Annotated in this window: 11 protein-coding genes and 1 tRNA gene; 5 read left to right on the top strand and 7 right to left on the bottom strand. The window is 68.5% G+C overall.

What is annotated here, in order from left to right:
- Positions 1-55 precede the first annotated feature (55 nt).
- Both ACIBST_RS40370 and ACIBST_RS40375 read left to right on the top strand, forming a co-directional pair.
- On the top strand, positions 56-505 hold the full coding sequence (locus tag ACIBST_RS40370; protein ID WP_397178800.1) for a carboxymuconolactone decarboxylase family protein: 450 nt from the start codon (positions 56-58) through the stop codon (positions 503-505).
- A complete protein-coding gene (locus ACIBST_RS40375; RefSeq protein ID WP_397178801.1) occupies positions 502-1,668 on the top strand; it encodes an MFS transporter in 1,167 nt (388 codons plus the stop codon). Before ACIBST_RS40370 ends, ACIBST_RS40375 begins: the two co-directional genes overlap by 4 nt.
- Here ACIBST_RS40375 and ACIBST_RS40380 read toward each other — a convergent pair.
- Genes ACIBST_RS40380 through ACIBST_RS40390 form a run of 3 tightly spaced genes read right to left on the bottom strand, consistent with a single transcriptional unit; the run spans position 1,661 to position 5,142 of the window.
- Positions 1,661-3,865: a heavy metal translocating P-type ATPase gene (locus tag ACIBST_RS40380; protein ID WP_397178802.1), complete on the bottom strand. Its 2,205-nt coding sequence runs from the start codon at positions 3,863-3,865 to the stop codon at positions 1,661-1,663. The genes ACIBST_RS40375 and ACIBST_RS40380 overlap by 8 nt on opposite strands.
- A 21-nt stretch (positions 3,866-3,886) precedes the next feature.
- Positions 3,887-4,933 (bottom strand): hypothetical protein, encoded by a 1,047-nt coding sequence (locus ACIBST_RS40385; RefSeq protein ID WP_397178803.1) that lies wholly within the window; start codon positions 4,931-4,933, stop codon positions 3,887-3,889.
- The gene (locus tag ACIBST_RS40390; protein WP_397178804.1) at positions 4,930-5,142 is read right to left on the bottom strand and encodes a heavy-metal-associated domain-containing protein; all 213 of its coding nucleotides are present in this window, start codon (positions 5,140-5,142) and stop codon (positions 4,930-4,932) included. Before ACIBST_RS40390 ends, ACIBST_RS40385 begins: the two co-directional genes overlap by 4 nt.
- 672 nt (positions 5,143-5,814) lie before the next feature.
- Between ACIBST_RS40390 and ACIBST_RS40395 the strand changes: the two genes are divergently transcribed.
- The 3 genes from ACIBST_RS40395 (at position 5,815) to ACIBST_RS40405 (ending at position 6,769) form a co-directional block, all read left to right on the top strand.
- Positions 5,815-5,934, top strand: coding sequence for a DLW-39 family protein (locus tag ACIBST_RS40395; protein ID WP_020542320.1), 120 nt, complete (start codon positions 5,815-5,817; stop codon positions 5,932-5,934).
- Between the two features lie 15 nt (positions 5,935-5,949).
- Positions 5,950-6,678, top strand: a complete 729-nt coding sequence (locus ACIBST_RS40400) for an HAD-IA family hydrolase (RefSeq protein WP_397178805.1) — start codon at positions 5,950-5,952, stop codon at positions 6,676-6,678.
- Between the two features lie 15 nt (positions 6,679-6,693).
- Positions 6,694-6,769: transfer RNA gene (locus ACIBST_RS40405), tRNA-Ala, on the top strand.
- A gap of 56 nt (positions 6,770-6,825) precedes the next feature.
- Here ACIBST_RS40405 and ACIBST_RS40410 read toward each other — a convergent pair.
- The 4 genes from ACIBST_RS40410 to ACIBST_RS40425 all read right to left on the bottom strand — a co-directional run bounded on the left by ACIBST_RS40410 (position 6,826) and on the right by ACIBST_RS40425 (position 9,013).
- The gene (locus ACIBST_RS40410; RefSeq protein ID WP_397178806.1) at positions 6,826-6,951 is read right to left on the bottom strand and encodes a hypothetical protein; all 126 of its coding nucleotides are present in this window, start codon (positions 6,949-6,951) and stop codon (positions 6,826-6,828) included.
- A 36-nt stretch (positions 6,952-6,987) separates the two neighbouring features.
- A complete protein-coding gene (locus ACIBST_RS40415; protein WP_397178807.1) occupies positions 6,988-7,416 on the bottom strand; it encodes a hypothetical protein in 429 nt (142 codons plus the stop codon).
- Between the two features lie 141 nt (positions 7,417-7,557).
- Positions 7,558-8,448: a CU044_5270 family protein gene (locus tag ACIBST_RS40420; protein WP_397178808.1), complete on the bottom strand. Its 891-nt coding sequence runs from the start codon at positions 8,446-8,448 to the stop codon at positions 7,558-7,560.
- The gene (locus ACIBST_RS40425) at positions 8,441-9,013 is read right to left on the bottom strand and encodes an RNA polymerase sigma factor (RefSeq protein ID WP_397178809.1); all 573 of its coding nucleotides are present in this window, start codon (positions 9,011-9,013) and stop codon (positions 8,441-8,443) included. The genes ACIBST_RS40420 and ACIBST_RS40425 overlap by 8 nt, the downstream gene beginning before the upstream one ends.
- Positions 9,014-9,576: the final 563 nt, after the last annotated feature.

Consider the following 9,576-nt stretch of genomic DNA (forward strand, 5'->3'; position numbering starts at 1 on the left):
AACTTGGCGGAAATTGGAGCTTATGTCGGGACAAGAGTACGGCCATGATGGCCATATGACCGAACGCATGGAACTCGGGAAGTTCGCCGGCGAGGCGTACAAGGCGATGGCCGGCCTGGACCGGTTCGTGGCACAGAGCACCCTCCCCAAGCCCCTCCTCGAACTCGTACGGCTGCGCGCCAGCCAGATCAACGGCTGCGTCTACTGCGTGGACATGCACAGCTCCGACGCCAAGCAGGCGGGGGAGAGCGACGCCAGGCTGCACGCCGTGGCCGCCTGGCGCGAGGCCCCCTTCTTCACCCCGCAGGAACGCGCCGCCCTGGCCTTCACCGAGGCCGCCACCCGCCTGTCCACCGACGACGTCACCGACGAGGTCTGGGCGCAGGCCGCCGCGCACTTCGACGAGCAGCAGCTGGCCGCGCTGACCGTGGCCGTGGCCACCATCAACGCCTGGAACAGGATGGGCGTCGCCACCCGGATGACCCCGGAGTCATACAAGTCATGAAAACCCAGCGCGTGCTCGCCGCCGCGCAGCTCGCCAACTCCATCGGCGACGGCGCGTACCTGGTCACCTCGGCGCTCTACTTCGCCGACGTCGTCGGGCTGTCGGCCACCGAGATCGGCCTCGGCCTCACGCTGGGCTGGGCGGTCGGCTCGGTGGCGGGGGTGCCGCTCGGGCACCTGGCCGACCGGCGGGGGCCGCGTGGTGTGGCGGTGCTGCTCGCGCTCACGACCGCGGTGGCGGCCGGCTCGTTCGTGTTCGTCCGCTCGTTCGCGCCGTTCCTGCTGGTCGCCTGCCTCTACGGCACCGCGCAGACCGGCCTGTCGGCGGCCCGGCAGGCCTTGCTGGCCGGGCTGGTCGAGCCGGCCCGCCGCACGGTCGTGCGGGCGGTGCTCCAGTCCACGCTGAACGGCGGCATGGCCGTCGGGGCCGCGCTGGGCGGCGTCGCGCTGGCCGTCGGCACCCGGGCCGGATACCTCGCGGTGTTCACGCTCGACGCCCTGAGCTTCCTGGTGGCCGCGCTGGTCCTGCTCAGGCTGCCCGCCGTACGGCCCGCGCCGGCCGCGCCGGGGCCGCGGCTGGCCGTGCTCAGAGACCGGCCGTACGCGCTGGTCACGGTGATCAACGCGGTGATGCTGTTCTACATGCCGCTGCTCAGCCTCGTGGTGCCGCTGTGGATCGCGCAGCGCACGTCCGGGCCCGCCTGGATGGTCTCGGTGCTGCTCGTGCTCAACACCGGCAGCGTGCTGCTCTTCCAGGTACGCGTGGCCCGCCGGGTCCGCGACCTGCGGGACGCCTCCACGGCCGTCCGGCGGGCGGGCGTCGTGCTGTTCGCCGCGTGCGCGGTGTTCGCCCTCAGCCCGCACGGGTGGGTCTTCCTGATCGCGGCGGGCTGCCTGCAGGTCGCGGGGGAGATGCTCCTGGCCGCGGGGGCCTGGGAGATCGGCTTCGGTCTGGCCCCCGACGACCGGCAGGGCCAGTACCAGGGGTTCTTCGGCACCGGCACGGCGGTGGCCAGGATGCTCGGCCCGGCCGTGCTCACCACGCTCGTGCTCGACGGCGGGACCGTGAGCTGGCTGCTGCTGGGGCTGGCGTTCATGACGGCCGGCGCCGCGATGGCACCGGCCGTCAGATGGGCTCAGCGCAGGGCCCTGGCGGTCACCTGAAGCGGCGTAGCCGCAGGCTGTTGCTGACCACGAACACGCTGGAGAAGGCCATCGCGGCCCCCGCGATCATCGGGTTGAGCAGGCCGAGCGCGGCCAGCGGCAGGGCTGCCACGTTGTAGGCGAACGCCCAGAACAGGTTGCCCTTGATCGTGCCGAGCGTCCGGCGGGAGAGCCTGATCGCGTCGGCGGCCACCAGCAGGTCGCCCCTGACCAGGGTCAGGTCCGACGCCTCGATGGCGGCGTCCGTGCCGGTGCCCATGGCCAGGCCCAGGTCGGCCTGGGCGAGCGCGGCCGCGTCGTTGACGCCGTCGCCGGCCATCGCCACGACCTTGCCCTCCGACTGCAGCCGCTTGACCACGTCCACCTTGTCGGCGGGCAGCACCTCGGCGATCACCTCGTCGATGCCGACCTCGTCCGCGACCTGCCGGGCGACGGCCTCGTTGTCGCCGGTCAGCAGCACCGGGGTGAGGCCCAGCGCGCGCAGCCTGGCGATGGCCTCCGCGCTGGTCTCCTTGACCACGTCGGACACCACCAGCAGCGCTCTGGCCTTGCCGTCCCAGCCGGCCGCGACCACCGTGCGGCCCTTGGCCTGCTCCTCCTCAAGGGTGGCCGCCAGGCCGGCGGGCAGGTGCTGCGACCACTCGGCCAGCAGCCTCGGCCGGCCGACCAGGACCGCGTGCCCGTCCACGATGCCCTGCACGCCGAGCCCCTCGACATTGGCGAAGTCCTCGACGGTCGCGTCGGAGTTCGCCTCTCTGGCGATGGCCTGCGCGATCGGGTGCTCGGAGGCGTGCTCGATGGCGCCGGCCAGCCGCAGCACCTCCTCGCGGCTCTCGCCGTCGGCCAGGTGCACGTCGACCAGCGTCATCCTGCCCTCGGTGACCGTGCCGGTCTTGTCCAGGACGATGGTGTCGATGCGGCGGGTGGACTCCAGCACCTCCGGCCCCTTGATCAGGATGCCGAGCTGTGCGCCCCGGCCGGTGCCGACCAGCAACGCCGTGGGCGTGGCCAGGCCGAGCGCGCACGGGCAGGCGATGATCAGCACGGCCACCGCCGCGGTGAACGCCGCTCCCGCGCCGTTGCCGGTGCCGAGCCAGAAGCCCAGCGTGCCCACCGCCAGCGCGATCACGATCGGGACGAAGATGCCCGACACGCGGTCGGCCAGCCGCTGCACCTCGGCCTTGCCCGTCTGGGCGTCCTCGACCAGCTTGGCCATCTGGGCGAGCTGCGTGTCCGCGCCGACCCGGGTGGCCCGCACCACCAGCCGCCCGCCCGCGTTCACGGTCGCGCCGGTGACGGCGTCGCCCGGACGCACCTCGACGGGCACGGACTCACCCGTCAGCATCGAGGCGTCGACCGCGGAGGCCCCCTCCTCGATCACGCCGTCGGTCGCGATCTTCTCACCCGGCCGCACGACGAACGTGTCGCCCGCCTTGAGCTGCTCGACCGGCACCCGCCGCCCGTCGGCCAGCTCGACGTCCTTGGCGCCCAACTCCATCAGGGCGCGCAGCGCGGCCCCCGCCCGCCGCTTGGAACGCGACTCGAAGTAGCGTCCGGCCAGGATGAACGCGGTCACCCCCGCCGCGGCCTCCAGGTAGATGTTGCCCGAACCGTCGGTGCGCTCGATGGTCAGCTCGAACGGGTGCGTCATGCCCGGCGTGCCCGCCGTGCCGAAGAACAGCGCCCACAGCGACCAGCCGAGCGCGGCCAGCGTGCCGATGGAGATCAGCGTGTCCATGGTCGCGGCGCCGTGGCGCAGGTTCGTCCAGGCGGCCTTGTGGAACGGCCAGCCCGCGTAGACGACGACCGGCGCGGCCAGCACCAGCGACAACCACTGCCAGTTCGTGAACTGCAGCGCCGGGACCATCGCCATCGCGATCACCGGCACGCTCAGCGTGACGGCGGCGATCAGCCGGTCGCGCAGCGGACGCAGCTCGTCGGCGGGCTCGGCCTGCTCCTCCCGCTTCTGGACGACCGGGAGCGCGGCGGTGTACCCGGCCTTCTCCACCTCGCTGATCAGCGCCTGGGGGTCGAGCCCGTCCGGAAAGGTGACCTTCGCCTTCTCCGTCGCGTAGTTGACCGTCGCGGTCACGCCCTCAAGCTTGTTCAGCTTGCGCTCGATGCGGTTGGCGCAGGACGCGCACGTCATTCCGCCGATCGTGAGCTCGACGGCCTTTTCCTCGGTGAGGGAAGACATCACCTCTCCTTTCTCAGCGTCTCAGTGCTTTTGGGTGGCCTTGGGGGACGGCGGTTCCGCGTCGCCCTGCGTGGCGCGCACCGTGAAGTCCGCGGTACGGACCTCGTCCCCGTGCTTGAAGTCGAGGAACAGCCGGTAGTCGCCGATGCTCGGCACCTCGGCGTAGAAGGTGATCTGCGGACCGGCCTTCTCGCTCTGCTCGGGGTGCACGTGCAGGTAGGCCAGGTCACCGGCGCGGAGGGCGACCAGGTGGCCGTACGCGCCCAGGTAGGGCTGCAGGTCGGTGACCGGCTCGCCGTCTTTGCTCACCGAGAGGGTGAGCTTGCTCGCCCGCCCGGGGACCAGGTCTCCGTCGAGGCTCACAGTGTAGTCGCCGGCCTTCGAGGAGCGGCTCGCCTCGGGCAGCGGCTTCGGACGGTAGTCGCCGGCCGCCTGCAGGTCGGCGCCGAGCGTCAGCTTCTCACCGCCGGTCGGGACGAAGTCGGCGAAGGCCCGGTACGCGCCCGCCTCCGGCAGCGTCAGCCCTACCGACCAGATGCCGTCGGGGGTCATCTCCGGATGAAGGTGGAGGAAGGTGGTCAGGTCGCGGGAGACGACGATGAAGTGCAGCTTCTTGTCGTGTTCCACCTGGTAGGCGGTTACCGGGCGGCCGTCCGGGCCGGATACCGCGAAGCGGAAGTCGGTGGCCTTGCCGGTCTCGATCGGGGTCAGGGGGTTGAGGGTGTATCCGTCCTGCGACACTTGCAGCCCTCCGGGGGTGTCGCCGGACGTCTGCTCCTGGCCCTTCTCGCCTTCGCTCTTCTCGCCTTCGTGGCCCTGTTGGCTTTCATGGCCCTCTTGGCCCTTGAGGGCGTCTTGGCCTTCGTGCCCCTCTTGGTTCTCTTGAGCCTCCTGGCTCTCTTGGCCCTCCTGGCCATCTCGGCCCTCCTGGCCCTTCGCCATGGCGGTGTGGCTCTGTGTCGGCGGGTCCTGGGCCACTGGGCCGACCGCCCGGCCCACGCCCAGGGCCCCGCCGAAGACGACGGCGAGCCCCAGGGCGTAGGAGCCGAGCTTGGCGGCGGTGTTCATGACTGCCCGACCAGCTCGTATCCGGCTTCCTCGACCGCGGAGGCGATCTGGGACTCCTCGACCTGGCTCTCGCTGGTCACGGTGAGCCGGCCGCTGGCCAGGTCGACCTCGACGCCGGTGACGCCGGCCACGCCGCTGACCTCCTCCTTCACCGAGCTCACGCAGTGGCCGCAGGTCATGCCCTTGACGGTGTAGGTGGCGGTGCTCATTACGGTCTCCTTCAACGCGTTTCCGGTTCCTGCCGAATACTCTAACACTGTACCCCCCTAGGGTATTTCAGAGGGTATGAGATCCAGCTCACGGTTTTTCGCGCACGGACGTCCCGCGCCTCCGGTCCCCATGGCGGCCCCCACCGCGTTGCCCGGAAAGGCATCCTGAAACCGCCGGAGAACCGCCGGAGAACCGTCGGAGAACCGCCGGAGAACCAGCCCCCTCCGGACGCGCCTTCCCGGTCATGGCGGACGTCCTCGTGGGGACGCAGTCCGGCGACCCGCCGACCTCCCGGCCCAGCGAAGTACGAGCTCGCCCAGCACCCCCTCGGCAACGCGACGCCGATGTCGAACGCGTCCCGCGATCACCATGAACTGGACGGCGGGGGGATGTAACATACCTGCGGGGGTATACCGCGCGCGCAGGACGTCCGGATATTTGGCATGATCGGGATGTTGTCCGAAGTGATTGGCAGGTTTGCCCAGGACGGGATGGAGACAGGCCGGGGTCGAAGAGGGTGATCCAGGCCGAGCTGAAGGCTCGTTCTACGCACAAGCCGCACATCAGGTTCGTGCGCAACACAAGGAGCGCAGCCATCCCTTGCTAGGCTGCATGTCAACCGTTGGGTCTCACCCCGGCAGGTGAGACCGTCGAAGAAGTGGGGTCACACCGTGAAGAAGCTGCTCGTTCTGGCGCTGATCGCCCTTGGGGGATTGCTGATCTGGCGTAAGGTGCAGGCCGACCGCGCCGAGCTCGATCTCTGGACCGAGGCGACCGGCAGCGAGAACTAACCGACCGGCGAGGCGATGAGTGACGTCGTCCCCATCGAGCTGGCGTGCCTGGACCTGGCAGGCACCACAGTCGGTGACATCGCCATGGTCGAGCGCGCCTTCGCCGAGGCGATCGCCACCCAGGGCATAGTGCCCGGGACCGGAGCGTACGCGCGTGCCATGGTTCACGTGCACCGGTCCCGGGGCTGTCCCAAGATCGATGTCTTCCGGGGCATCTTCCCCGGCAACGAGGCCCAGGCCCAGGCGGCGAACCTGACGTTCGAGCGCTCCTACGAGGGTGCGCTGGAACGTGCCGGACTGGAGCCCATGCCCGGGGTCCTGGAGATGCTCGACAAACTCCGCGGCACCGGGGTCAAGCTCGCCCTGATCACCGGTTTCAGCCGTACGACGCTCAGCCGCGTGCTCGGCGTCCTCGGCTGGCACGACAAGGTCGACCTGGCCATCTCCCCGGAGGACGCGGGCGGCCGCGGCCGTCCCTGGCCGGACATGGTCCTGCACGCCGTGCTGCGACTCGGCGTGGCAGACGTACGGCACGTGGCGGTCGTCGGCGACTCGGAGAGCGACATGCTCTGCGGGCGCCGGGCCGGAGCCTCCGTGGTGGCGGGGGTGATGACCGGCGTGCACAGCAGAGAACGGTTGCTCAAGGGCGGCGCCACGCACATCCTGGACTCCATCGCGGACTTCCCAGGCCTGGTGCTGAGCGACGACCTCGGGACGACGCGGGTGGCTTCCCCGGCCCGGTAAGCTATCTTCGTCGAAGGGGCCTTAGCTCAGTTGGCAGAGCGCCTGCTTTGCAAGCAGGATGTCAGGAGTTCGAATCTCCTAGGCTCCACCAGCCCAAACGCCGCTTCTCTGATCATGGGAAGCGGCGTTCGTGCCATTAACGTGCCATTAGCCTTTGGCGATCTTCTTTTGTTCGGCTTCTACGCGGGCGCTCAGCGCGTTGGCGATTCTCTGGTCCGCGTCGCGGGTGGCGTGCTGATAGATCAGCGCCGCTCGGTCACTGTCGTGTCCCATGCGCGCCTTCAGGTCGGCCAGGCATGGCCTCTCCGCTTAATTCGCTTGTACGGTCACCGCTGCTCGCGGCGCGTGAAAGATCAAGCGCAGTATGAAGGTGTCCAGGGTGAACATGTCGGTGCCATCCCAGTCGAACTGCCCGACCTGGCCCGGCGGGGCATCAGGGAAGGCGGCCACACAGTCGTGGCCTTCCTGGTCCTCGATCCATTCGACGAGGCGGACGTCTTCGAACCGGAAGACCACGACAGGTGTCTTCGACAGTTCGGGTGGAGTCCACTGTGGGGCGTAGATGAACTCCAGTTCCAACATCGGCGGCCTGCCGGGCTTGTAGGTCAGGCGCCTGAAGTCGGTGTCGTGAAGGTAGACGTGGGCACCCTCCTCGGTCCAGAACTCGTACAGCCCTCCCGGGGAAGTGACGCCACGATGCTTGTCCTTGGTCACACCGGCGAACTCGGTCACTGACATGAGGACATAGTCCTACGGCCCGGGACGATCTCGCAGGTCCCGGCGCAGTGGTGACAGCAGTGCTGACAGCAACTCCACACACACGAAAGCCCAGGTCGTTGGCCTGGGCTTTCGTGTAGCTGCTGCTCGGCTGGACTCGCTTCACTCCGTCGGAAGTCGGTCTGTCCATTCGGCGTCGATTGTCACGCCGCCGCTTTGGGTGAAAGCGACTCCTCCAGTGAGGGGAACCCAGACGGGGGTGTTGCGAACCCTTGCGGTGTCCGGATCCACGACCACTGTGCCCTCACCGGGAGCCAGCGGGATCTTGAGGCGTCGCCCCCCGTCAGCCTCACCGAGGTCCACGACCCCAGGTTGTGAGGCGAGCGCTCGGTAGGCGGCGGCGCGGACTTGAGGTGAGACCGGCGCCTCACTGATCAGCGAGATCAACGCTTGTATGGCGAAGCCGTCCTGCTCGGCGGTGCTTGGCGATCCTGCGCCGGTGCGGATATCGCTTTGGGTGACAGCCGACAGTAGCTGGGAGTACAGGGCGCTCTCGTCGGTAGGCAGTCGCCGCAGCTCCTGGAAGCTCATGCGCAACGGCCCCACCGCGAACGGCTGGGGCTTTCCAGGGAACTTGAAGAGTTTGCCCTCACCCTTCAGCCCATTGCTTTTGAGCCCCATCCCTTCGCCTTTGAGCCAGAATTGACCGTCGCGCCGGTACCAATACTCCGCTTTCGGAGATCCCTCATGGGTGACGGTGATGTGCCAGTACGTGCCGGAGCCTTCAGGGGTGTGCTCTGCTGTGCTGGCGGCCACGAGCAGGATGTCCCTTGCGCTTCTGATCGACGGTTGGGAGTCGTCGAAACGGCTGGGCACGATCACGAGTGCGGCGGTGATGGTCACGGCAGCGGCTGGGATCAAAAGCCACCGTGCTCGTCGCTGAGGGGCGCGGCGGTACATGCTGGAACGGAGCTGTTGGCGTCGCCGGGCGATCACATCGGGAGATGGGTCGGGCTTGGCGAGCAAGGGACGGATCTCGCGCAGGTCATCCATGGTTGTCCTCCTTGGCCATCGCCTGGTGAATCTTCTTGCGAGCACGGTTGAGTCGGGAGCCGACGGTTCCATAGGAGATGCCGAGGGCATCGGCCACCTCCTGGTGCGTGAGCTCCGCCAGGTAGATCAGCGTCAGCACGTCGCGTTCGCCCCCGTTGAGTGTGGTTAGGGCCTTGGCCAGGCGGGTTCCCATACGTTGTGCCGCAACGGAGTCGACCACACGGTCCTCATGGCTGTCGGCGGGAGGCTCGGCGCCCGTACGGGCCAGCGCCCGGTAGTGGCGCGCTTCCTTGCGTCGGTGGCGGGCGATGAGGTTCGTGGCGATGCCGAACAGCCACGGTCGTATCCCTCCGCGGGGGGGGTCGAAGCGTTCCCGGTCACGAAAGGCCAGGCAGAACGTCTCGGCCGCGATGTCCTCTCCGGCCTGGACATCGAGGCGGCCGGCCACGTATAGGTACACCTCCCGGAAGTAACGGTCGTAGACGGCCGTGAACTCCTCCGCATCCAGCCGGAATCGGGCGACGAGTTCGTCGTCATCCACTTGCTCGCACGTCTCGCTCGTCACGCTCTCACCCTCTTGCGAACGGTTGTTGCTCTCCCTTCGCCGCAACCCCTGTCAACTTTCCCGCAGCGCTAGCAGGGGCGGGGGGAGGCTGGTGCATGTGTGGTTGCCTCGGTCTCCGCGTAGATGGCGGTCGTGATCGCCGTGCCATTGGCGTGCCATTAAGGGGGTCAGTAGTGGTCAGTCACGGTCGCTCAGGGAGCCGGCGGTGCAGGTCGAGGCTGTTGTGCTTGAAGATCAGATCGTTTTTGCAGGCAGGATGTCAGGAGTTCGAATCTCCTAGGCTGCACTTTGTAGGTGGGCCGGATACCACCCACCCGGTCTTGGTTGGGTGGTATGGCTGGCTCGTGCTCGCCCCAATGGTCTTCGCCATTGGGGCGCTTTGCGCTCTACGCCTCAGGCGATTCCTAATCGGGCGCCTGGCGGCGCACCCCGCGCCTTCGGTGACTGGTCGCTGGGTGGGCCTGCTACGAACTCCTAACAAAATGATCTAGGAATACTGGTGATCGCCTTCGAGTTGATCACGGTGTGAGGAAGGGCGAGCAGCCCCCGTGGATCGTGCCGGA

This window comes from Nonomuraea sp. NPDC049684 (genome assembly GCF_044465345.1).
In the GTDB taxonomy this organism is placed as follows: domain Bacteria; phylum Actinomycetota; class Actinomycetes; order Streptosporangiales; family Streptosporangiaceae; genus Nonomuraea.

Coding starts and splice junctions, on each gene's coding strand:
- ACIBST_RS40370 (WP_397178800.1), top strand. CDS start 56: ATGACCGAACGCATGGAACTCGGGAAGTTCGCCGGCGAGGCGTACAAG.
- ACIBST_RS40375 (WP_397178801.1), top strand. CDS start 502: ATGAAAACCCAGCGCGTGCTCGCCGCCGCGCAGCTCGCCAACTCCATC.
- ACIBST_RS40380 (WP_397178802.1), bottom strand. CDS start 3,865: ATGTCTTCCCTCACCGAGGAAAAGGCCGTCGAGCTCACGATCGGCGGA.
- ACIBST_RS40385 (WP_397178803.1), bottom strand. CDS start 4,933: ATGAACACCGCCGCCAAGCTCGGCTCCTACGCCCTGGGGCTCGCCGTC.
- ACIBST_RS40390 (WP_397178804.1), bottom strand. CDS start 5,142: ATGAGCACCGCCACCTACACCGTCAAGGGCATGACCTGCGGCCACTGC.
- ACIBST_RS40400 (WP_397178805.1), top strand. CDS start 5,950: ATGAGTGACGTCGTCCCCATCGAGCTGGCGTGCCTGGACCTGGCAGGC.
- ACIBST_RS40410 (WP_397178806.1), bottom strand. CDS start 6,951: ATGGGACACGACAGTGACCGAGCGGCGCTGATCTATCAGCACGCCACC.
- ACIBST_RS40415 (WP_397178807.1), bottom strand. CDS start 7,416: ATGTCAGTGACCGAGTTCGCCGGTGTGACCAAGGACAAGCATCGTGGC.
- ACIBST_RS40420 (WP_397178808.1), bottom strand. CDS start 8,448: ATGGATGACCTGCGCGAGATCCGTCCCTTGCTCGCCAAGCCCGACCCA.